The organism is Gluconacetobacter asukensis (assembly GCF_014174375.1).
Taxonomy (GTDB): Bacteria; Pseudomonadota; Alphaproteobacteria; order Acetobacterales; family Acetobacteraceae; genus Gluconacetobacter; species Gluconacetobacter asukensis.
In genome coordinates this window covers 14199-35888 of the sequence record NZ_JABEQE010000011.1, presented here as the reverse complement: position 1 = coordinate 35888, position 21690 = coordinate 14199, and the positions used below count along the sequence as shown (strand labels likewise).

At 64.2% G+C, this 21690-nt stretch carries 20 protein-coding genes and 1 riboswitch; of the genes, 11 read left to right on the top strand and 9 right to left on the bottom strand.

Annotated elements, in window-relative coordinates:
- Positions 1–90: 90 nt before the first annotated feature.
- The 3 genes from HLH35_RS13015 to HLH35_RS13005 all read left to right on the top strand — a co-directional run bounded on the left by HLH35_RS13015 (position 91) and on the right by HLH35_RS13005 (position 2712).
- Positions 91–1353, top strand: coding sequence for an aminopeptidase (locus HLH35_RS13015; protein WP_182979544.1), 1263 nt, complete (start codon positions 91–93; stop codon positions 1351–1353).
- Positions 1350–1841, top strand: a complete 492-nt coding sequence (locus HLH35_RS13010; RefSeq protein WP_182979543.1) for a hypothetical protein — start codon at positions 1350–1352, stop codon at positions 1839–1841. The genes HLH35_RS13015 and HLH35_RS13010 overlap by 4 nt, the downstream gene beginning before the upstream one ends.
- A 304-nt stretch (positions 1842–2145) precedes the next feature.
- The gene (locus tag HLH35_RS13005; RefSeq protein ID WP_182979542.1) at positions 2146–2712 is read left to right on the top strand and encodes a hypothetical protein; all 567 of its coding nucleotides are present in this window, start codon (positions 2146–2148) and stop codon (positions 2710–2712) included.
- Between the two features lie 229 nt (positions 2713–2941).
- Here the strand turns inward: HLH35_RS13005 and bfr are convergent, their stop codons facing one another.
- Complete coding sequence (gene bfr, locus HLH35_RS13000; RefSeq protein WP_182979541.1) at positions 2942–3430, bottom strand: bacterioferritin; 489 nt, start codon at positions 3428–3430, stop codon at positions 2942–2944.
- 178 nt (positions 3431–3608) lie between these two features.
- Here bfr and HLH35_RS12995 point away from each other — a divergent pair, with 178 nt between their 5' ends.
- Positions 3609–3923: an antibiotic biosynthesis monooxygenase family protein gene (locus HLH35_RS12995; protein ID WP_182979540.1), complete on the top strand. Its 315-nt coding sequence runs from the start codon at positions 3609–3611 to the stop codon at positions 3921–3923.
- Between the two features lie 12 nt (positions 3924–3935).
- Here the strand turns inward: HLH35_RS12995 and HLH35_RS12990 are convergent, their stop codons facing one another.
- Positions 3936–5705 carry a methyl-accepting chemotaxis protein gene (locus HLH35_RS12990; protein WP_182979539.1) on the bottom strand — a complete coding sequence of 590 codons (1770 nt, stop codon included), beginning with the start codon at positions 5703–5705 and terminating at the stop codon, positions 3936–3938.
- 336 nt (positions 5706–6041) lie between these two features.
- Positions 6042–6926, bottom strand: coding sequence for an ion channel (locus tag HLH35_RS12985; RefSeq protein ID WP_246385070.1), 885 nt, complete (start codon positions 6924–6926; stop codon positions 6042–6044).
- Between the two features lie 187 nt (positions 6927–7113).
- On the opposite strand from HLH35_RS12985, the gene HLH35_RS20405 reads away from it, so the two are divergent.
- The gene (locus HLH35_RS20405; protein WP_408870125.1) at positions 7114–7563 is read left to right on the top strand and encodes a DUF1330 domain-containing protein; all 450 of its coding nucleotides are present in this window, start codon (positions 7114–7116) and stop codon (positions 7561–7563) included.
- A gap of 58 nt (positions 7564–7621) precedes the next feature.
- On the opposite strand, the gene HLH35_RS12975 is transcribed toward HLH35_RS20405, so the two are convergent.
- The 3 genes from HLH35_RS12975 to HLH35_RS12965 all read right to left on the bottom strand — a co-directional run bounded on the left by HLH35_RS12975 (position 7622) and on the right by HLH35_RS12965 (position 9412).
- Entirely contained in the window at positions 7622–7831 is a 210-nt protein-coding gene (locus tag HLH35_RS12975) for a hypothetical protein (RefSeq protein ID WP_182966553.1), read from the bottom strand.
- 153 nt (positions 7832–7984) lie between these two features.
- On the bottom strand, positions 7985–8935 hold the full coding sequence (locus HLH35_RS12970; RefSeq protein ID WP_220790670.1) for a CHAD domain-containing protein: 951 nt from the start codon (positions 8933–8935) through the stop codon (positions 7985–7987).
- Positions 8936–8947: 12 nt separating this feature from the next.
- Positions 8948–9412: an Lrp/AsnC family transcriptional regulator gene (locus tag HLH35_RS12965; RefSeq protein WP_246374116.1), complete on the bottom strand. Its 465-nt coding sequence runs from the start codon at positions 9410–9412 to the stop codon at positions 8948–8950.
- 164 nt (positions 9413–9576) lie between these two features.
- Between HLH35_RS12965 and alr the strand changes: the two genes are divergently transcribed.
- The 4 genes from alr to HLH35_RS12945 all read left to right on the top strand — a co-directional run bounded on the left by alr (position 9577) and on the right by HLH35_RS12945 (position 14109).
- Entirely contained in the window at positions 9577–10719 is a 1143-nt protein-coding gene (gene alr / locus HLH35_RS12960) for an alanine racemase (protein WP_246385081.1), read from the top strand.
- A 201-nt stretch (positions 10720–10920) separates the two neighbouring features.
- The gene (locus tag HLH35_RS12955) at positions 10921–12177 is read left to right on the top strand and encodes a D-amino acid dehydrogenase (protein WP_182979536.1); all 1257 of its coding nucleotides are present in this window, start codon (positions 10921–10923) and stop codon (positions 12175–12177) included.
- Between the two features lie 85 nt (positions 12178–12262).
- Positions 12263–12367: riboswitch (SAM-I-IV-variant riboswitch) on the top strand.
- A 57-nt stretch (positions 12368–12424) separates the two neighbouring features.
- Positions 12425–13468 carry a threonine aldolase family protein gene (locus tag HLH35_RS12950; protein ID WP_182979535.1) on the top strand — a complete coding sequence of 348 codons (1044 nt, stop codon included), beginning with the start codon at positions 12425–12427 and terminating at the stop codon, positions 13466–13468.
- Between the two features lie 14 nt (positions 13469–13482).
- Entirely contained in the window at positions 13483–14109 is a 627-nt protein-coding gene (locus tag HLH35_RS12945) for a LysE family translocator (RefSeq protein WP_182979534.1), read from the top strand.
- A gap of 46 nt (positions 14110–14155) precedes the next feature.
- Here the strand turns inward: HLH35_RS12945 and HLH35_RS12940 are convergent, their stop codons facing one another.
- Positions 14156–15115, bottom strand: a complete 960-nt coding sequence (locus tag HLH35_RS12940; RefSeq protein WP_182979533.1) for a DUF4880 domain-containing protein — start codon at positions 15113–15115, stop codon at positions 14156–14158.
- An 86-nt stretch (positions 15116–15201) separates the two neighbouring features.
- Entirely contained in the window at positions 15202–15756 is a 555-nt protein-coding gene (locus HLH35_RS12935; protein WP_182979532.1) for an RNA polymerase sigma factor, read from the bottom strand.
- Positions 15757–16228: 472 nt separating this feature from the next.
- Here HLH35_RS12935 and HLH35_RS12930 point away from each other — a divergent pair, with 472 nt between their 5' ends.
- Together HLH35_RS12930 and HLH35_RS12925 are read left to right on the top strand one after the other, a co-directional pair.
- On the top strand, positions 16229–19042 hold the full coding sequence (locus HLH35_RS12930; protein ID WP_246385069.1) for a TonB-dependent receptor: 2814 nt from the start codon (positions 16229–16231) through the stop codon (positions 19040–19042).
- A 28-nt stretch (positions 19043–19070) separates the two neighbouring features.
- Complete coding sequence (locus HLH35_RS12925) at positions 19071–20663, top strand: alkaline phosphatase D family protein (RefSeq protein WP_182979530.1); 1593 nt, start codon at positions 19071–19073, stop codon at positions 20661–20663.
- A 139-nt stretch (positions 20664–20802) separates the two neighbouring features.
- Here the strand turns inward: HLH35_RS12925 and HLH35_RS12920 are convergent, their stop codons facing one another.
- A complete protein-coding gene (locus HLH35_RS12920; protein WP_182979529.1) occupies positions 20803–21645 on the bottom strand; it encodes a PhzF family phenazine biosynthesis protein in 843 nt (280 codons plus the stop codon).
- Between the last annotated feature and the right edge of the window lie 45 nt (positions 21646–21690).

The following is a 21690-nucleotide window of genomic DNA, read 5'->3' as shown; positions in this document are numbered from 1 at the left end:
CGCTCCGACCCGTCCGGGGCGGTTGCCTATCCGGTCCGGAGCGATCAGGCTAGAGTCAGTCGATCAACGTAAGCAGGATATCCGGTTTCAATGACATCCTCATCGTCCCCTGACGGGTTGTCCCATGACAGGCTTCTGGACCGTCTGGGCGAAGTCGCGGTCCGGATCGGGCTGAACGTCGCGCCGGGCCAACAAGTGCTGATCACGGCGCCGCTCGACGCCGTGCCGCTGGTGCGCAAGATCGCCGAACATGCCTATCGGGCCGGCGCGTCGCTCGTGACCCCGTTCTATACGGACGACGCGGTCACGCTGGCGCGCTTCCATCATGCGCCCGACGCGGCGTTCGACGTCGCGCCGAACTGGCTGCATGACGGCATGGCCAACGCCTATCGCCAGGGTGCGGCGCGCATGGCCATTACCGGCGGCAATCCCGTGCTGCTGAGCCAGGAAAATCCCGACCATGTCGCCCGCGCCAACAAGGCCGCGTCGCTGGCCGGCCGCCCGGCGATGGAACTGATCACCAGTTTCGCCGTGAACTGGAACATCGTCGCCTGCGCCACCCCCGCCTGGGCGGCGCAGGTCTTCCCCGACGAGACCCCGGAACGGGCTCTGGAACTTTTGTGGAGCGCGATCTTCCAGGCCTCGCGCGTCACGGTCGACGACCCGGTGGCGGCCTGGAGCGCCCATAACGAAACCCTGCACCGGCGCGCCGACTGGCTGAACGACCGGCGCTTCGCGGCGCTGCACTTCACCGGCCCCGGCACCGACCTGACGGTGGGCCTGGCCGACGGCCATGCCTGGGCCGGCGGGTCGGAGCCCGCGCGCAACGGCATCGTGTGCAATCCCAACATCCCGACCGAGGAAGTCTTCACCACCCCGCATGCGCGGCGGGTCGAAGGCTTCGTCCGCGCCACCAAGCCCCTGTTCCACCAGGGGACGCTGATCGACGGCATCGCGGTGCGTTTCGAAGGCGGCCGCATCACCGAGGCCCATGCCACCCAGGGCCAGGCGGTGCTGGAACGCATCCTGGCCACCGACGACGGCGCCCGCCGCCTCGGCGAGGTCGCGCTGGTGCCGCATTCCTCGCCGATCTCTCAGAGTGGGGTGCTGTTCCGCAACACGCTGTTCGACGAGAACGCCTCCAGCCACATCGCGCTGGGGCAGGCCTACACGAAATGCATGGTGGAGACCGAAGGCCAGACGGCGGAGCAGCTTGAGGCCCGAGGTGCGAACACCAGCTTCATCCATATCGACTGGATGATCGGCTCGGCCGAAATCGACGTGACCGCCATCACCCAGGATGGCGCCCGCGAACCCCTGATGAAACACGGTGAATGGATCAACAGAGTATGACAACACGACTGACGATCCTGGCGGCCGCCCTGGCCGCCGCCCTGCCTGCCGCAGCACTCGCCCAGCAGCCGCAGCCTCAGCCCACCCAGCAGGCACGCCAGCCCTCGCCCGCCGAGATCGCGGCCTTCCAGCGCGACGTGCAGACGGCGGCGCAATATCCGCTGCCCGCCGATTTCCTGCCGCGCATGACGGCGACCCTCCGCGCCATCCAGGCCGCCGGCATCAACCCGCCCAACGCCCAGAACCTGTCGCTGGCACAGACTATCGACCAGACCGCAGCCGTTCCGGGCCTGCCCCAGGTCCTGTCAGCGCACGGCTTCTCGGCCCGTGATTTCGTGCTGGGGATCAGCGCGTTCGGCATCACCGAGTCCCTGATCCGCCAGCCGCCGCCGGCGGGTGCCCATGCCCCCACCCCCAACCCGGCCAACGTGGCCCTGCTGCGCGCTCACCAGCAGGAAGCCGACGCCCTGCTGCAGGCGATGAACTGACGCCAGCCTGAGAGGCTACGGATGGACGGCGCGCCCCGGTTCCGGATGACGGAATCGGGGCGTCGTCTTTTCACGCAAGCGTGATAGAGGCGTCCGGCGATGGCCGCCGCCGGACGCACAACAGCCCTCCATCCTTGATGGAATTGATTCTTCTTCAAAAAATCACAGGTTTTCTGGAAACCCTTCATGCCTCCACGCGTCATGACGGCATGATGAAGCAGTCGGATTATTATTGCAACTGCGAGGCGTTCTTATTTAAGGTCCTGTCCACGCACGATGCGCAACAGCCGATCGGGAGTGTCCCATGACTGACGCAATGCCCCGCCTTTACGATCTGTCCCCCAGCGAGAGACTGACGGTCCGACTCCTCCGGCGCCTGTCCGCACAATGGACGACCAGGCAAGGCACGATCAGACACGCCACCCTGCCCGCCCCGGCGCGACCGCGTGCCGCCCACGCGACCATGGCGCTCGCCTTCCATGACGCGTTCAGCCGCATGGCGCATCTGTGCCTGCCGGGGCTGGCCGTCGGCACGTCCGGCACCGCCCGGCTCACAGCGACCGAACAGAGTTTCCTGCGCGCCACGGCCGCCGCCCAGCAGGGCCGGATGCCGGAAATCGGCACGGCGCTGCACCGCGTCATCTCCCGTCCCTCGGTCCATGCCCGGTTCGTGGCGGCGGTGAAGATGCTGGGCGCGTATCTGGCCAGCACCGGCTACCACCTGCCCTATACGCGGTCACGCCTGCCGACGGGGGAAAGGCTGGTTCTGGGCGGCGCCTGCCTGCTGACCATGTCCCGCTGGCACGGGCTGGATATCGGAACAACCCGCGTCCTGTGGCCCCGGACAAAGCCGGAACACGCCGCGTCCTGAACATTCGGAGCCGGAATGGAAATGCGGGCGAGCGAGTGAAATCGGCCCTTTTTCACACAGCCACGCAGACCCTATCTGGAAATGTGGGCTGGTGAGCGAGAGCGGCCCCAAGTGCCGCGCCCGTCGTAGTTTTCCGAGCATCGGAGCGGAGTGGCCTTAATGGCCGCCCGCCGCGACGCGCAGGAAACGCGCGCCGGATCGCCACCAGCGCGCATTGACTGACAGGGTCTCAGTCCTGCTCGGGGGCCGGGGCCGAGTTCAGCTGAATGTAGCGCTCGATCCCGACCAGCTTGATCAGATCGAACTGACGGTCGAGGAAATCCTCATGCTCTTCCTCGTTCTCGAGGATCTTCAGAAGAAGGTCGCGCGACACGTAATCGCGCACGCTCTCGCAATAGGCGATGCCCTCACGCAGGTCGTCGAGCGCCTTTTCCTCGAGCTTGAGGTCGCATTCCAGGATCTCCTGGACGTTCTGGCCGACCAGGATGGTGTTCAGCCGCTGCACGTTGGGCAGGCCGCCGAGATAGAGAATGCGCTCGATCAGCCAATCGGCATGGCGCATCTCTTCGATTGATTCCTCGTATTCCTTCTTCCCCAGCAGGGTGACACCCCAATGGCGCAGCGTGCGGGCATGCAGGAAATACTGGTTGATCGCCGTCAGCTCATTGGTGAGCTGCGTGTTCAGATGCTCGATAACCTTGGGGTCCTTGATGGCCATGAGCCGCCTCCGCTTGGTGGTTGGAACGCTTCAATCATCGACCTACACCCTGCCGCGCCCCGATTGCAAACATAAAAACACATATATATCAGCATGATAATAGATGTGATTATCACTTGCACCCCGTCGGGAGCCGCAGGAGCGCCCGACAGGCCATGACCGAAGGAAGGAGCGTATCATGTATATCGCCATGAACCGGTTCCGCGTCGCCCCCGAATGCGAGGACGCCTTCCAGCGCCGCTGGCTGGACCGGGAAGTCCTTCTCAAGACAGTCCCCGGGTTCGTCTCGTTCCAGTTCCTCAAGGGGCCCCGGCGCGAGGACCATATACTCTATGCCTCCCACACCGTCTGGGATTCCTGCGACGCCTTCATCGCCTGGACGCAGTCCGAACAATTCCGCCAGGCCCACGCCTCGGCCGGCGAGGGCAAGAAACTGACGATCGGCCCGCCGGTCTTCGAAGGCTTCGACGTGCTCCAGAACGTCGAAGCCTGATCCCTGCGCCGGTCAGGCCGACAGGAGCCGCCGCACGTTGCCGGCCCGATGCTTTTTTTCCGGCAGGCGGAACTGGTGCACCACCCTGCCGAGGCGGTTTGCCTCCTCGGCCACGCTGCGCGACGCGGCATTGAATTCCTCCGACACGGCGGCATTCTGCTGCGTCGTCCGGTCCAGCGAACCGATGGCCGCGTTGATTTCGGCCAGGCTGGCGGCTTCCTCTTTCGCCCCCATGGCAATGGCATCCAGATGCCCCCCGATTTCGTTGATGAAACCGGCGATCGTCTTCAACGCTGCGCCACTGTCCTGCACGCGTTCGGCCCCGGTGCGCACATCCTCCGCCGATCGGCGAACCAGATCACGGATATCCTTCGCCGCCTCGCTGGCCCGCTGCGCCAGCGAGCGGATTTCGGCCGCCACCACGGCAAAGCCGCGCCCGCTGTCGCCGGCGCGCGCGGCCTCCACGCTGGCATTCAGCGCCAGCACGTTGGTCTGGAAGGCAAGATTGTCGATCATGTCCACGATCGAGGCAATCTGCTCCGCCCCGCTTTCGATCCGGCCCATGGCCATTTCGGTCTCGCCCGTGATCCTGACCGAAAGCACAGCCGTTTCGCGTGCCCGCGTACCGATCTGCCGCGCCTCTTCCGAGCGCTCGGCGGCCGTGATCACACTCTTGGTCACACCGTCGACGGCAGCGGCGGTTTCTTCAAGCGATGCAGCCTGATGTTCCGTCCGGCTGGCCAGATTGTCGGCACCGCTCGCCAGCTCCCGCGTGCCGTTGTCGATCGCCGCCATCGCGCTGACCACGGATGAGAAGGTTCCGGCAAGCTGTTCCACCGAACGGTTGAAATCATGCCGGAGAGATTCGAACTCCTCCGAAAACGCCGTATCGATCTGGAAGGAAAGATCTCCATCGGCCACACGGGTCAGGCCATCGGCCAGCCCGCTGGTGGCCATCCGCAGGCGCTCCCTGGCATCGGCTTCGGCCTTCGCCTGGATGTCGATCCGCTCCGCCTCGGCCTTGCGCCGGTTTTCGGCAGCTTCGGTCTCCAGCCGGGCATTGTCCAGGGCAGCCTCCCGAAAGACCTCGACCGCCTTGGCCATGGCACCTACTTCGTCCGAACGGTCGACGAACGGAATACGGGTGCCGGTCTCCCCCTTGGCGAGGGCCTGCATCGCACGCGTAATCACCGGCAGCGGCCGCAGGAGGCGGGCGGTCACAAGGCCCATCATGACGGCGCTCAGCCCCACGATCCCGGCCGCGACCACCGCGATCGCCCGGATGATCTGACGGCGGACGACAGCCGCGTCTTCCTCCCTGATCCCGACATAGAAAAGGCCGATCACCTTGCCCCTCTCGGAAAAGACCGGCAGGTACGAGCCATAGTACTGCACGCCGAATACCGTGGCTTCACCCTCGAACGGTTCGCCGCGCAGCCCGGCCTGCGCGCCCTCAAGGCTGTGGTCCAGCGTCGTGCCGACCACGCGCCGTCCGTCTGTATCCCGTACAGTGGTCGCGCGCCGCACGAAATTCTGGCCAGCGTCATCCAGCGCAAACAACGACACCGCTTCGCCCGTCACACGTCCGACATCGTCGATCATGGTATCATCGGGAAATTGTGCCGGCAGCGACCGTGCGGTCACGCGCTGCACTCCGCCATCGGCCCCCCAGGAGACCTGTATGCCCGGAAGATCGCGCTCCAGAATGGTAACAGCCGCGCGCATGTCGACATGCAGGCTGGCAACGGTGTCCTGCTTCATGTCCACCTGAACGACACCCATCAGGCTGGCCGCGACGGAGATGACACACAACATTAAAAAAATACAGGTTATTCCGACAACCTTACCAACAAGACCAAACTTACCGGTTCTGCGCACAGAATTCTCCATCTCCTGGCGCGGCGCACTTCTGCGCGAGCCATCGGCCGAAATCAGGATTGTATAACTATTTGGTAATACTTTCTCCACGTGGGGCGACTATAGATATTTCTTTCCCAGAACAAGAAGAAAAATCGCAGTCGACCCCCGCGAAGATTCCGGGTTGTCATGCAGGCTACGGGAGACATGCCATTCAGGTCGCACACTACTTCCAGGCGGGACGATACTACCCGTTGCGCATCACTCCCCCTCGGTCGCATGGAAGCGCGTGTAATCGACCGTGATCCGCCCATCGGCCGACGTGTCGATAATATCGACGAAACGGTGATTGTACAGCACCCGGTCGAACCCATAGGCCGTGCGGGCGAACACACTCTGCCCCGAGACCTCATCCGTTCCGGTCACGGTCGCGACGATTTCCGCCTCTTCCTTGCGCAATTCCTCGGCCGTCAGGCCATTCAGCGGACTGTGCGCGTCGATGACATGCATCAGCGAGAACGCAAAGCGCAGCACCGGAATATGGGATTGGACCAGCACCAGCGGATCGAACTGCCGGGCCAGCCGCCCGTTCGGCTGGACGATCAGGCGCGAGAGAAACAGTTCCGCATCGACCGACAGGATCGGGCTCAGGCGCTGGTTCGCCACACGCACGCTCAGGTGCGACATCTCGCTGTCCCTGCGGATCAGCGCACTGTTGCTGAACATGACCCTGGCCCGCGGCCGGGCGAAACGGGCGAAGACCAGGCCGGTGGCCACCGCATTCAGGATCATGCCCCCCAGCAGCTCGCACGACGCGATCACATGCGCCGCCGGGCCCACCGGGGCCATCACGCCGTAGCCGACGGTGGAGAAGGTCTGGATGCTGAAGAAGAAATAATCCCAGAACACACCGGGCCGCGTGCCGGCGATCTGCCGGGGTACCATCATGTACAGCAGCGCGAAGGTGGCGTTGACCACGACATAACCGGCCAGGGCATACCAGAAGAAACGGCTCCAGCGGATCGTCAGCGCATGGTGGTAGAAATCGGACCACGCCCTGTCGGCATGGCCCACGCGCACGATATTGTCATGCCCCCGCTCTTCCAGCGCATGATGGCTGCGCAGGCGCGACAGAACGTGCGGCATATGGGCCGCCAGGGGCCTTTTTCCTCCGCCGTCCCGCCGACCCAACGGCTCCGAAGCCCTGCCCATATCCGCAAACCCTTCCGCAATAGCTGATTGCGGACAGAATGGCGCGAAAACGGCACGCCGCGTATGGCGCGGATTGCGCGGGTCTCATGCGCTCCACGCCATTCCCCCGCCTGAAGCCGGCGTGAAGCCTGCATGCCTGATCGCGTCTTTTTACCATGCGGCGATCATTCGTCCGGGCTGCGCCCGTTCTCGCGCGGCGTTCCCTTTCCACCACAATGGCGTGACGGCACTGGCCGGAACCCGGCCGACGTGGCACCATCGCCCATCCACAGGAGAACAGGCCATGACCGCCTATATCGTCTTCACACGGGAATCCACCAGCGACCAGGCGGAACTCGACACCTATTCGCAGACGGTCGCCCCCACCTTCGATGGCCACCCTCTCAAGGTGCTGGCCGCCTACGGCGCCCAGGAGGTACTGGAAGGGACCGCCCCCGAAGGCGTGGTGATCCTCGAATTCCCGACCGTCGAGGCCGCACGCGCCTGGTACGACAGCTCGGCCTACCAGACGGTCGTACAGCACCGCTGGAAAGGCGCGTCATACCGCGTCGTCATCGTCCAGGGCGTCTAGAAAACCGCTTTTAAACACCGTTGCCGGCAGTCCTGACGCACAGCGACTAGTCAGGCTGTCAGGCGGCGGCGAGGGCCGCCACAACCCGCTGCCGGCGAAACAGGCCGGCCGCGAGCGTCCGCGCATCCTGAAGAGATGCCATGATCTGTCCGTTCAGCGGACGCAGCCATTCATGAATGGCACGGAATACGCGTGTTCCATCGTGGCGGGAGTGGATGACGACCCCGACGAACACGCCGTCGATCTCGACGACCTCGGATTTGATCATGACATGGCTCTCCTTCTCGTGGCGGCATGTCGGTAGAAACGCAGGTTCATGACCACGATACCGGGCCGGATACAACGACGGCCCGATGAAGACTTCATGACAGTCCGATGAAGCCCCCCGTCCCGGAGCCCGCGCGCATGTCCAGACCGGCCCTTACGCCCAGAAGACGGGGGCCCAGCGGAATTTACGCCATTGCCCGTGCGCCGCGTCACGGGTCGCAACCTGGCGGCAGCAGAGAAATCCCGAGACGGCGCCCACGACATGGCGGATCTCACCGCCCGCCTTCCCATCGAACCGCTCCAGCAGCCTCCCCGTGGTCAGCACGTCGCTGTCCATGCCCAGGGCGGCCTGCACCTTCTCCAGACGCCGCAGATAGGGCTTGGCCGTCTGCCCCGGCGCATGCAGCGTGACGAAGAATTCCGACGCATAGCGCAGCTTTTTCAGGGCCAGGCGCACCCCGTGGCGTTCCGGCGGCGTCAGCCGCGCGAAATCCCGCCCCTGGCGCCGCGCCTTGCGGTACAGCCGTGCCAGATGGCGGGCGGCGAAATCGGCCGCCGGCTCCTCCAGCGCCTTCAGCCCCGCCGGCGACCGGGCCTCGTCCCACAACGCCCCTTCGGCCAGGCGGTCCATCAGGTGCAGTATCCATTCGGCATCCTCGCCACCCAGCACCTGCCGAACCCGTTCATAGGCCGCGCCGCGCAGCGGGGTGGCCAGCGGCAGCAGCAACCCGGCCACATTGATCCCCGCCCGCCCCAGCGGGCTGAGACCCGGCAGCGTTTCCAGCATGAAGACGTCCCAGTCCCGCGCCTCTCCGACCGTGCGCGCCAGCATGCGCGCCCGCGCCGCCGCCTCGTCCAGCGTCGTGCTGGGATAATCCCGCCGCAACAGGCCCGTCAGCGCGCGGAAGCGGCGCAGGGCCACACGCACCTGATGCACGCCCTCGACATTCCGCCCATCCATCGCCACCGGCAGGTTGGCCTCCAGATGGTCGCGCAGGACGCGGGCGATCCGCACCACCGCCCGGCGCACGGTATCGTCCCGCTCCAGTTCGATAGGCATCGCACGGTGACTGTCCGGAATGATGCTCTCGGCCTGATCCGTCATGCGCCTGCCCCCCTATCGCCACACCACGGGGCGGATGGCGAAATTGCTCTGGATCTGTGCCACGCCCGGCAGGCGCGAGAGTTCCTCGTTATGGATGCGCTCGTAATCCGCCGCATCGCGTACCGCGACATGCAGCAGGTAATCGGCATCGCCGGTCATCAGGTAACATTGGCGCACATCGGGGCAGGTCCGTACCCGGGCCTCGAACCGCCGCAGGCATTCCTCGGTCTGGCGTTCCAGCGTGATCCGCACGATCACGATCGTCGTCCCCTCGCGCCCCCGTTCGTCGATGATCGCGCGATAGCCGCGGATCACCCCGGCCTGTTCCAGTTGCCGCACCCGCCGCAGGCAGGCCGAGGGGGAAAGCCCGACCCGCTGCGCCAGATCGGCATTGGTCATGCGCCCGTCCTGGCTCAGATGGCGCAGAATCGCCTCGGTCGCCCGGTCCATTTTCTGTTTCGAATCGGAATCTATCATGCTTCGGCAACCATCCCGGCAGATCATGCCATTCTGGCGCACAGAATTGCACATTCCGCACTCGCGAGACAGATCATGCGACTAATCGGCAGGAAATATCAGCCCAACCGTCCTAAGCTGCTCCAGCACACCCCATGCCCAGATCGGTCGAGGCCGCGCCGCCCATGCCCCACTGCACCTCCGCCCCCCGCCTGTCCGATGCCGGCTGGCCCCGTGCCCGGGCGGGCGCGACCCTGACGATCGACCTCGACGCCATTCGCGCCAATTACCGCACCGTGCGCGACCTGGCGGCGGGCGCGGAATGCGCGGCGGTGGTCAAGGCCGATGCCTACGGGCTGGGCGCGGCGCAGGTCGCCCCCGCGCTGGAACAGGCCGGCGCGCGGACCTTCTTCGTCGCCCATGTGGACGAGGGCATCGCCCTTCGCCCGCATATCGCGCCCACCAGCCGGATCTTCATCCTGCACGGCCCGCTGGCCGGGGCCGAAGCCGATTGCGTGCGGCATGACCTGATCCCGGTGCTGAACAGTGTCGAGCAGATCCGGGACTGGCGCACCCTGGCGCACGGGCTCGGCCGCACCCTGCCGGCGGCGGTGCAGCTCGATACCGGCATGTCGCGCTTCGGCCTGTCGGAACAGGATCTCGCCGGCATCGATGCCGCCCCCGACGGCTGGCGCGGCATCGATCGCCGCCTGGTCATGAGCCACCTCGCCTGCGCCGACGATCCGTCCGACCCGGCCAGCGCCCGGCAGCGCGACCACCTGCTGGCGATGCGCGCGCGCCTGCCGGCCGCACCGCTCAGCCTGTCCGCCTCCTCGGGCATCTTCCTGGGGCGCGACTTCCATTTCGACCTCGTGCGCCCCGGCGCCGCGCTCTATGGCGTGGCCCCCAATGACAGCGCGCCCAACCCGATGCGCCCGGTGGTGCGCCTGCAGGCGCGAATCCTCCAGACCCGCACCGTCGGCCCCAGGGATGGCGTGGGCTACGGCCTCACCTACCGCCCGACCAGCGCGCGCCGGATCGCGACCATCGCCGCCGGCTATGCCGACGGCTTCATGCGCCACGCCGCGCGCGACGGCCGCGCCTGGCTGGGCACGCAGGCCCTGCCGATCGTCGGCCGCATCTCGATGGATTCCATGGCCGTCGACATCACCGACGCGCCAGAGTCCCTGACCGCCCCCGGCGCCATGCTGGACCTGCTGGGGCCACAACACGGCGTCGATGACGTGGCCCGCGCCGCCGGCACCATCGGCTACGAAATCCTGACCTCCCTGGGCCACCGCTACCACCGCGCCTATGAGGCTATTTGAAAAGTGCCGCAGCCGGCAATCCAACGTGCGTTTTCTGCGCTTCGCGGCGGGCGGCCATCAAGGCCGCTCCGCTGCGATGCTCAAAAACACACGCCGGCCGCGGCCCGTGCCGGTCCGCTCTTGCTCGGCATCGACACTTTTCGAATAGCCTCCATGTCGCGGACGACGCGGCCCTCTCCTGAGCGGACCTGACAACATATCATGAAGATCATCATTCTCGGCGGCGGCGTGGTCGGCGTGACCTCGGCCTGGTACCTCGCGCAGGCCGGACACGCGGTCACGGTCATCGACCGGCAGCCGGCGGCGGGGCTGGAAACCAGCTTCGCCAATGCCGGCCAAGTCTCGCCCGGCTATTCCTCGCCCTGGGCCGGGCCGGGCGTGCCGCTGAAGGCGGTGCGCTGGCTGCTGATGGCCTATCGCCCGTTCGTCTTCCGCCCGATGGCCGACCCGCACCAGTGGCGCTGGCTGATGCAGATGCTGGCCAACTGCACGACCGCCGCCTACGACCGCAACAAGGGCCGCATGGTCCGGCTGGCGGAATATAGCCGCGACGTCATGGGCGACCTGCGCGCCAGCACCGGCATCACCTATAACGACCGCCAGCAGGGCACGTTGCAGGTCTTCCGCAAGCAGAAGCAACTGGACCATATCGGCGACGATCTGCGCGTGCTGGATCAGTACAAGGTGCCGTACGAGGTGCTGGACGCCGCAGGCTGCGTGCAGGCCGAACCCGGACTGGCGGCAGCAAAGGACAAGCTCGTCGGCGGCCTGCGCCTGCCTGGTGACGAAACCGGCGACGCCCACATCTTCACCCAGCGCCTGGCGGCGATGGCGGCCGAACAGGGCGTGACCTTCCTGTACGACACCACCATCCGCAGCCTGCAGCGCGAGGGCGGCCGCATCACCGGCATCGACACCAGCCGTGGCCGGATGAATGCGGATGCCTATGTGCTGGCACTGGGCAGCTTCTCGCCCGCCATGGTGCGCGCCCTGGGGCTCGACCTGCCGATCTACCCGGTCAAGGGCTATTCGATCACCGCCCCGATCGTCAATGCGGCGCGCGCGCCTGTCTCCACCGTGATGGACGAGACCTACAAGATCGGCATCACCCGGCTGGGCGACCGCATCCGCGTCGGCGGCACGGCCGAACTGGCGGGCTTCAGCACCACGCTCCGCGCCCCGCGCCGGGCCACGCTGGAACATTCCCTGACCGACCTGTTCGCCGGTGCCGGCGACGTGCCCGCCGCCACCTTCTGGACCGGCTTGCGCCCCATGACGCCCGACGGCACGCCGATCATCGGCCCCACCGAAATCGACAATCTGTATCTCAACACCGGCCACGGCACGCTGGGATGGACCATGGCGTGCGGGTCGGGCCGCGTGCTGGCCGACATCCTTTCGGGCCGCAAGCCCGATATCGCGCATGAGGATCTGGCCCTGAGCCGCTACCGCGCCTGAGGCTGGCCAGCTTATCCTGTCAAAACGCACCCCCGCCATGCGCGGGGGTCTCGCTTGCCGCCGTCTGGACGCTGCGATATGGTGCGCGCCGCATCCAGAGCCGGGACATCCCGGCACCAACCTGCATCCGAGCAAGGTGGCGTTCCCGTTCCGGGAAGATGTGGCCGATCCGGCAAAAAACGGACCGCTACCTCATGTCATCGATCCTCGTGGTGCCTGTAGCAAGCGAGGAAAGGCCGCAATCGCGATGCCCCACACACAGCAATTCGCCAGCGACAATTACGCGGGAATCTGTCCCGAAGCCCTGCGGGCGATGGAAGAAGCCAATCGCGGCTCCGCCCCCGCCTATGGCGACGATCCATGGACGCTGCGCGCCGCCGACGCCTTCCGCCGGACATTCGAGACCGATTGCGAACTGTTCTTCGTCTTCAACGGCACGGCGGCCAATTCGCTGGCGCTGGCTTCGCTGTGCCAGTCATACGAAAGCATCATCGCCGCCGATATCGCCCACGTCGAAACCGACGAATGCGGGGCGCCGGAATTCTTCTCGAACGGCGCCAAGATCCTGGTCGGCCGCACTACCAACGGCAAGCTGACCCCCGAGACCATCAGCGCCTTCGTGCTGGGCCGCACCGACATCCATTTCCCGCGTCCCAAGGCCGTCACCATCACCCAGCCGACCGAGACCGGACAGGTCTACAGCCTGGACGAAATCCGCGCGATTTCCGGCACCTGCCGCGAACTGGGGCTGCGGCTGCACATGGACGGCGCGCGCTTCGCCAACGCGATCGAAACACTGGGCTGCTCGCCCGCCGAGATGACCTGGCAGGCCGGCGTCGACGTGATGAGCTTCGGCGGCACCAAGAACGGCATGGCGATCGGCGAGGCCGTGATCTTCTTCGACCGAGCGCTGGCCGAAGGATTCGACTATCGCTGCAAGCAGGCCGGACAACTGGCCTCCAAGATGCGCTTCCTGTCCGCCCCCTGGGCCGTGATGTTCGAAACCGGCGCGTGGCGCACCCATGCCGCCCACGCCAATGCCTGCGCCCGCCATTTCGCGGAGCAGGTCGAGGGGCTGCCGGAGGTCGAGATCATGTTCCCGGTCGAAGCCAACGGCGTGTTCCTGAAGCTGCCGCCGGCCATGATCGACGGGCTGCACGCGCGCGGCTGGCGGTTCTACACCTTCATCGGCGGCAGCGCCCGCTTCATGTTCGCGTGGGATTCCGAAATCGCCCGCATCGATGCGCTGGCAGCCGACCTGCGCACGCTCGCCACCGCCGACGCGGCATAGGACCCGGCCCCGACATGACGCTGCAATCGTGGCTTCTCTACCTGAACGCCGTGTTCCTGCTGTCGGCCATTCCGGGGCCGAACATGACGCATATCATGACCGCCAGCATCCGCTACGGGGTGCGGCGGATCATTCCCGACATGGCGGGCTGCCTGCTGTCGCTGGTCGCGCTGATGGCGGCCTCGGCACTGGGGCTCAGCGCCGTCCTGGCCGCGTCGCCACTTCTGTTCACGATCCTGAAATTCGCAGGCGCCTTCTACCTGATCCAGCTTGGCGTGCGCGGCTGGCTGTCGCACGCGCCCGCGGCTGGGGCGCAAGGTGCCGTCATGCCGCCGCTGGCATGGCATGCCTCGCTGCGCACATCGTTCCTGGTGGGGGCCAGCAATCCCAAGGCCATTGTCTTCGCGGCGTCCTTCCTGCCGCAATTCGTCAACCCCGCCGCCCCGCAGGCCCCGCAATATGCGCTGCTGATCGCGACCTCGGCGGTGGTGGAGGTGCTGTGGTACCTCGTCTATGCCGGCAGCGGCGCCCGGCTGGCGGCCGTGCTGTCCCGCGCGACCTGGCGCCGGCGCATGCAGCGGACCAGCGGCGCCCTGTTCATCCTGTTCGGCTGCGTGCTGCTGCTGCACAATCCCAAATAGAAAACCCCGCAAGGCGGCCGGTCCGGGCCCAGGCAGGGATAACCCATCACGACAGGATGATGGTACGGGCATCGGGCTCGGTCAGTTGGCAGCGCAACAGCATCTGCACGGTTTTCGCAAAATAATGCGGCCGCAATAAATCGAATGTACCGGTCAGCCGCTGGGCGGACATCGTCGGACTTGCGACCAGCATCCGGGTTTCGGAATAGCGTGCGAACTGAGCCACGGCATCACGCAACGGCGCATCGTCCAATACGATCCTGGCATCGCGCCAGGCGCGATTCACCGCCATGTCCCGTTTCGCAAGCTCGCGTGCCCTGCCCCCGACGCCCTCGATAGCCGGGTCCGAGACCATCGAAAAGACGCATGGCCCCGCGACCGTCCGGCTGGCGCCATGCCGTGAAACGGCAACGGTCCCCCGATAGGCCACGATCGAAATATTGCGCCCGTCCGCCGACAGGTCGAAATCGGCGTCCGCCGCGTGCAGAACCAGGCCGCCGGTCATGATGCGGACTGGACGCGACGATGTCTGGACGCCCATGCGGCCGGATACCATCTGAATGTCGGACATATGACCCTGACTCGGGAAATATGCCATCGATAGCGAATCCATCGTGATCAGACCGCCCGGAAGAAAAAAGCGGCCGGGAGCCTCCCGTGCCGTCTTGCGCAGGATGATGCGCTCCGACGTGGAACGCGTCGCAACCAGCCCGCTGAAGCAGGCAGCAAGCGCGGCGGCCCCCGCGAGAACCTGCCTTCGGCCCGTCCCGATCTCCGCCGGGGCGGACCTGCCCGCCGCCGCAGCGATTGCGCCGGGCATATAATCGAGGGACCGAAAGATCGCCTGCGCCCTGAGATAAGCGCCCAGATTGCGTACATCCTCCTGGAGCCACGCGTCGAAACGCCGTCGATCGGCGTCCGATACACTCACGGCGTCGAGAATGGACACCCACGCGTTGGCCTGCGTCGCCCGATGGTCCGACATGCTGCTGAAGGTCTCGTTCACATCTTTTCCTTCGGGGCGCCTCTCCGCTGTTCGTTGCTCCACCTGAACCCCAAAGATTTCACATTTTCCAAATCATAAGAGAAAACTCAGATCGTGTCCTGACCGTCATTTTTTATGTCCAGCAGGTCGAGACCACGAGCCACCTCCCTCCGGACCGAACGTCGCGAAATGCCCAGTCTCAGCGCGATCTGTTCATGGGACAGATTGTATATTTTGCGCATGACAAATACGTCACGGCATAAAGTCGGAAGGCCGAGCATTTTTCCCTTCAAACGGTTCAACTCTTCGCGCGCTGCCAGAATGCGATCCGGGGGCGGAGACGTGTCGGCAATGTCGATTTCTCCCGGATCGAGGTCGCGATCGAGATATTCGACCCGGGCCTTGCGCGCATGTTCGACCATCAGATTACGGGCACAATGGAAGAAAAGCGCGCGCCCGTTCACCACCTGGTCCGGCGACCAGGCACACAGGCGGGCATAGCATTCCTGGATAATATCGTCGGGCGTCGCATTGACCAGTCTGTGACGATACAGCCACTGCCTCACCGCTGCCTCATGCGGCAGGATTTCCGCGGCGAGCCAACGAAACCGCTCCTCCCGCAGCACCCCCGCCGGTTCCGATGAGGCAGGAAAGCCCTGCATATTCTCTGACGTTTTCTGGGTCACTGTCTGCTGGCGTCCCCTCGTCCCGAGGCGCCCTCCTGACAGAATGATTTCCGTTCGTAAAGAGAGCCGATACAGACCACGAACCCGCATCGTTGCCTGTACGCGCCCGTCCTGGCCCGGTCCCCAGACGGTCATGGCCGACGGCAAAGAGGGATAGTGTATTGTTTTCCATATAGATATCCTTCCTCGACCCGACAGGATCAGGGCGGCTGTCCTTCTCAGGGAGCGACCGGAGGAAGCACGGATGAGATCCGGAACATCATGGAAATGAGAAAAAAATGAAATAAAACTTTCACATATATATTTCTCCTCAAGGGGAGGCACTTTGCGCGCACCACGCATCTTCCGAATGTGTTCTGGAAGTTATCGGGGTTATTCGATGTGTGGTCGCTCTAATGCGTTAAAGGTCGTTGCGTTCCTGGGGACCGGATTGTCATCCGGCGTCGCAATGGCCGCAACGCATTCCTTCAACATTCCCGCCGGCTCGGCATCGGAAGCCTTCGATACCTATCAGCGGCAAAGCGGCATCAGCGTCCTGGCGACGGGTGCCGATACCAAAGGCATTCATCTGGCGCCGGTGTCGGGAACGATGACCGATCAGGCGGCGTTGCAGGCGCTTCTGCGCGGCAGCCCGCTTCTCGTCAAGAAATTCAACGGCAAGGCCGCGGTCGTGGTTTCGGCGCCGAGCGTCGCCAGAAAGGCCACCCCGCCAAAAAAGACCGCGGAAGCCAACGATATCGAAACCCTGTTCGTCACCGGCCATCGCAGCGTGCAGTCGAACAAGCGGACATCGGATGTCATCGTCGACAGCATCTCTTACGATCCGTTCGAAAATCTCGGCGGCACGTCGTCGATCGCGTCGTCCCTGGTTCTGATCCCCGGTGTCGCAGGCATCGTCGATGCGGACGAGCCACGATATGTCAGCGTGCGCGGTATCGCACCGGACCTGAACCAGACGACCGTCGATGGCATCACCATGGCATCGGTGGGGCAGAGCGGCGGCGGTTCGCGCCAGGTCAATCTGCAGGATATGCCGGCCGAAATGATCAACCGGACCGATGTGTACAAGAGCTTCACGGCCGAACAGGATGGCGACGCGCTGGGCGCGGTGATCGACATGCAGCCGATGAGCGCGTTTTCCCACCAGGGTCTTTATAAATATTTCGACGGATACGGAATCTATTCCACCTATGGCGGTGCCGCCGGGCATAGCGGGCAAGCGGGCTACGACCGCCATTGGGGTGAAGGCGCGAAAGGCATCATTTCCGATACCTTCGGCAAGGACAAGGAATTCGGGTTTGTTCTGTCCAGCCGCTATCAGGTCCGCGCGCGCAATTCGACCAAGGACTGGCAGTCGCTGCAATATTTCGACCCGAAGGGGCATGATGTCAGTGCGCCGGTGGAGGGAGGATCGGTCGGACCGTCTGCATTTCATACCGGCAACTTCCAGAACGAACTGACGACCGTCGGCGGATCGGGGCGGCTGGAATGGCAGCCGATCGGCACCGGGCTTCATGCCTCGGTCATGGGGTGGTCCTATGTGCGGTGGGAAAACTCCACGATGGATGACGCCCAGTATTACCGGAAGAGCAATACCGGCATCGGGCAGGACACGAACGGCCTGGACGAAATCCAGATCAACAGCCTGTATCTGAAGCGCCGGCAGGACCAGTGGCGGCGCCAGCATAACGGCATCCTGGGCGATCTCGACTGGACCCGCGGCCGGTCGAATTTCAGGATTCGCGCGGGCGAGACGACGGAAACGTACGATAACGACGAGCCCTATATCCAGGCCCGCACCTATCCCAAAAATATCTGGGCGAGCTATACCGGCAACCCGACCAGCGGCCTCTATGAGGCGACCGCCGGATCGAATGCCTTTTCCAGCACCGCGCAATATGCCGCCAGCAGCATCACGCATCTGCAACAGCACGCCTGGGAAGGCATCCCCACAGCACGCGCGGACTATACCTACAATGTGGGGCCGCACGCGCGCGGCTTCGGCCTGGTCACCGGATTTGAGTGGCGCCAGTTGACGATCTGGGATGATTCGAACCAGCAGAATTACGATACCGGCGGCGACATGACGTCCTATCTCCTGAATACGGGCTATGTCGCGTGGCACAACCATATTTCGTCACCGGTACTGAACGTCCCCTTCAACTTTCCCTGGTCCAGCCTGAAGCAGAACGCGGCCAACCAGGCGCTGACGGCCTATGACCAGCGGATCTGGGATTATCGCTATCGTGAGAACGTCACGGATGGCTACCTGTCCCTGCATTACAACCTGGCCAACACGCATTTCATTGCCGGTGTGCGTGTCGACAATGTCGACTATACGGCCTGGACGCCTGTTACGAACTTCAACAGCACGGCCGTGACGGGGACGACGCGCAACCGTGGCGGCTATATCAATCCGCTCCCGTCCTTCGATGTCGTCCATCATTTTCCGTACAGTGTTATCGTGCATGCTTCCTACAGCCAGTCGATCGGACGCCCGACACCGGGGAACATCGCAGCGGCGGAAACCATGTCATGCACCGGTGCCGGCAGCGATCCCTCCGCAAGCGGCGGAACCCAATGCAGCATCACCAAGGGCAACCCCAACCTGAAGCCCCGGCGGGCGCAGAATTTCGATGTCTCGGTCGAAAAATATTTCAATCACAATAACGGCATGGTCAGTGCGGCATTTTTCTCGAAATGGATCAAGAACGATATCTACAATCTGACCACTTACCAGATGTACCAGGGCGATCTCGCACTGGTAAGCCAGCCCATGAACGCCAGCGGATCGAACATAAAGGGCGTCGAGTTCAACGTCATGAACCGGAATATGTCATTGTGGGGACAGGTCTTTGACGCATCCGCCAATGCAACCTGGATGCAGGGCAACATGACCTATTCCAACGGCACCACCATGCTGCATACCAATCATCTGATCTACCAGCCAGACTATCTGGTGAACGGTGCGCTGACCTGGCATATCCCCGCCATTCGTGGCGCGCTGCGCGCCACGGCGACCTATTCGGGGAAATATCTGACCGGTCTTGGCAACCAGCCGTGGCAGAATAATGGCTTTGGTTCGCTCTTCTCGCTCAATCTTGGCTTCTGGCATCAGGTGTATGATCACATCACCCTGAAATACGAGATCATGAACCTCGCGGACCAGCAGCCTGTCTGGCGGACTGGCAGTTCGTTGCAGTATATTTCCGAAAAAGACAATTACGGCAGGTCTTTCTACTTTCACGTCATCATCAACTGACCAATCCATTCCAGAGGAAATAAATACAATGACATTCACGCGTCGTGATTTCGGCCGTCTTGTCGGCGCGGGCGGGTTGATCCTGCCGTTCCATGCATGGGGCGGTATGATCGCGCCACGGAACATTCTGCGCAAGCCGCAATTCGATAGCACCCCGTTCACACTCGGGATCGCGTCGGGTGATCCGTCCAGCGATGGCTTCGTGATCTGGACCCGGCTGGCACCATCTCCCCTTGATGAAATGGGGGGCATGCCCTCGCGCCCGGTTCTGGTCGACTGGGACGTGAGCGAGGACGAGAACATGCGCGCACCTGTCCTGTCCGGGCAGGCACTGGCGCATCCCGAACTGGCGCATTCGGTGCATGTCGAACTCGCCGGGCTGCAACCCGATCGCCCCTATTGGTACCGATTTCGGATCGCAGGATTCGAAACGGTGGTCGGACGCAGCAGGACGTTGCCTCTGCCGGGCGCGGCCGTGGCACGGGTCCGTTTCGCGGCGGCAGGGTGCCAGCATTACGAAAACGGTTTCTACACCGCCTGGCGTGCCATTGCGGAGGAACCGATCGATTTCGTCTATCATTATGGCGATTATATCTATGAAAGCGGCGATAGCGGCGACGGCCTGCACAAGGTCGACGGGCGCATGGCGCCGCTGCCGCGCCGGCATGCGGGGCCGGAAATCTATTCGCTGGACGAATATCGGCGGCGTTACGCACAATACAAGACGGACGCGGATCTGCAGGCGGCGCACGCGGCGTTCCCGTGGTTCGTGGTGTTCGACGATCATGAGGTCGACAACAACTGGGCGGGCGACGTGGACCAGGATGGTACACCGTCCGACGTGTTCCTGACGCGACGGGCTGTGGCGATGCAGGCCTATTACGAACATATGCCCCTTCGCCGCACCTCCATGCCCGTCGGCAGTGAAATGCGGATCTATCGCTCGGCCCGGTTTGGCGACCTGATGAATGCCTTCTTCCTGGATACGCGCCAGTTCCGCAGCGACCAAGTTTATAACGATCGCGATGCGCCCCAGGGACCGGATGTCTGGTCGGCCGACCGCACCATGATGGGCGCCCCTCAGGAGGAATGGCTTTTCGCCGGCCTGGCCAAATCCGAGACGCGGTGGAACCTGCTGGCACACCAGGTGATGCTGATGAACCTGGCTCACCGGAAATCACCCAGTTCCGAACTGATCTACAGCATGGACCAGTGGTCGGGTTATCTGCACAGCCGGCGGAAACTTCTACAGTTTATCGAAGCGCATTGCCCCGGCAACGTGGTCAACGTGACCGGCGACGCGCATCGCCATTTCGCGGGCGATATCGTTCACGATCCGGATCATCCCAAACCGGTCTCCGTCGAGTTCCTGGCTACGTCGATCACCTCGGGCTTCGACGGCTGGGGCGACCAGGATGGATTCAGCCGGTCTGTCCGCGCGGAAAACCCCCATCTCAAAGCGACGATCGACCGGCGCGGCTATGTAGTGTGCGACGTCGGGCGAGACGCCTGGCGTGGCGACCTGAAAATCCTCGACACTGTCACGCAGCATGGAGGCAGGCTGTCGACCTATGCCAGTTTCGTGACCGAAAGGGGCAAGCCTGGCCTGGTGAAGGCATAGCACCCTCACGGCCGAACATCGCTCATCGAAGCCGCGTGGGAAAAGCCTCGGTCAGGCTGGTGTCGTACCAGCTCCGAGCGAGACTGTTTCCCCCGCTTCTCTCCGGTTTTTCGAGTGGCGATTCGAGAGACGACCGCCCTTACAGCGCGACCTGCCCGCTGATCCGGGTCACGGCCTCGCCACCGATCCAGATGCCGTCCCCGTCTTGCGTCACCCGGACCCGCCCCATCCGTCCCAGCACGGTCCCCTGGCTGGCGATATAAGCGTGCGGGGCCAGACCGGCACCGATCAGCCACTTCGCCAGTCCCGCATTCAGGCTGCCGGTCACAGGGTCCTCGAAGACGGCCCCACCGCCGGTGAACGCGCGGACCTCGAACTGCGCCGCATCCCCATCGCGCACCGTGTCCCACGGCGCGACCAGCCCAATGCGCCAATCGCCCAGGGCTTGCGTATCAGGCCGAAGCGCCAGCAGCTCCGCCCGGTCGCGCAGCATCAGCGCCAACCAGCCGGGACCGTTATCAACCCAGTTCGCAGCCACCACCCGATCCGTGGATAGTCCCAGAATCCGGGTGACGACTTCCAGGTCCGACGCATCGACCGACCCCGCGCGACGCAGCGGCGGGGCGGCGAAAGCCAATCCATCGCCATCGCGCCGCACCGTCACCAGTCCCGCGCCGCATTCCTGCACCACGTCCCGCCCCTGCGGCACGCCACCCATGGCCAGCCAGACATGGCACGATCCCAGGGTGGGATGACCGGCAAACGGCAGTTCCTCCTCCGGCGTAAAAATCCGCACTCGGTAGTCGGCGCCGGGAACCGTAGGCTTCAGCAGGAACGTCGTCTCACTGAGATTCATCCAGTTCGCAAAGGCCGCCATCTGGGCGTCATCCAGCCCATCCGCTCCCGCGACAACGGCCAGCGGATTGCCCTTCAGCGGCGCGGCCGCGAAGACATCGACCTGATGAAAGGGGTATGTCGTCATCTTACGTTTCTCCACATCATCCCGCTCGTTCATGCTCATGCGCCG

Coding starts and splice junctions, on each gene's coding strand:
- HLH35_RS13015 (WP_182979544.1), top strand. CDS start 91: ATGACATCCTCATCGTCCCCTGACGGGTTGTCCCATGACAGGCTTCTG.
- HLH35_RS13010 (WP_182979543.1), top strand. CDS start 1,350: ATGACAACACGACTGACGATCCTGGCGGCCGCCCTGGCCGCCGCCCTG.
- HLH35_RS13005 (WP_182979542.1), top strand. CDS start 2,146: ATGACTGACGCAATGCCCCGCCTTTACGATCTGTCCCCCAGCGAGAGA.
- bfr (WP_182979541.1), bottom strand. CDS start 3,430: ATGGCCATCAAGGACCCCAAGGTTATCGAGCATCTGAACACGCAGCTC.
- HLH35_RS12995 (WP_182979540.1), top strand. CDS start 3,609: ATGTATATCGCCATGAACCGGTTCCGCGTCGCCCCCGAATGCGAGGAC.
- HLH35_RS12990 (WP_182979539.1), bottom strand. CDS start 5,705: ATGGGTGTCGTTCAGGTGGACATGAAGCAGGACACCGTTGCCAGCCTG.
- HLH35_RS12985 (WP_246385070.1), bottom strand. CDS start 6,926: ATGCCGCACGTTCTGTCGCGCCTGCGCAGCCATCATGCGCTGGAAGAG.
- HLH35_RS12975 (WP_182966553.1), bottom strand. CDS start 7,831: ATGATCAAATCCGAGGTCGTCGAGATCGACGGCGTGTTCGTCGGGGTC.
- HLH35_RS12970 (WP_220790670.1), bottom strand. CDS start 8,935: ATGACGGATCAGGCCGAGAGCATCATTCCGGACAGTCACCGTGCGATG.
- HLH35_RS12965 (WP_246374116.1), bottom strand. CDS start 9,412: ATGATAGATTCCGATTCGAAACAGAAAATGGACCGGGCGACCGAGGCG.
- alr (WP_246385081.1), top strand. CDS start 9,577: ATGCCCCACTGCACCTCCGCCCCCCGCCTGTCCGATGCCGGCTGGCCC.
- HLH35_RS12955 (WP_182979536.1), top strand. CDS start 10,921: ATGAAGATCATCATTCTCGGCGGCGGCGTGGTCGGCGTGACCTCGGCC.
- HLH35_RS12950 (WP_182979535.1), top strand. CDS start 12,425: ATGCCCCACACACAGCAATTCGCCAGCGACAATTACGCGGGAATCTGT.
- HLH35_RS12945 (WP_182979534.1), top strand. CDS start 13,483: ATGACGCTGCAATCGTGGCTTCTCTACCTGAACGCCGTGTTCCTGCTG.
- HLH35_RS12935 (WP_182979532.1), bottom strand. CDS start 15,756: ATGCAGGGCTTTCCTGCCTCATCGGAACCGGCGGGGGTGCTGCGGGAG.
- HLH35_RS12930 (WP_246385069.1), top strand. CDS start 16,229: ATGGCCGCAACGCATTCCTTCAACATTCCCGCCGGCTCGGCATCGGAA.
- HLH35_RS12925 (WP_182979530.1), top strand. CDS start 19,071: ATGACATTCACGCGTCGTGATTTCGGCCGTCTTGTCGGCGCGGGCGGG.
- HLH35_RS12920 (WP_182979529.1), bottom strand. CDS start 21,645: ATGACGACATACCCCTTTCATCAGGTCGATGTCTTCGCGGCCGCGCCG.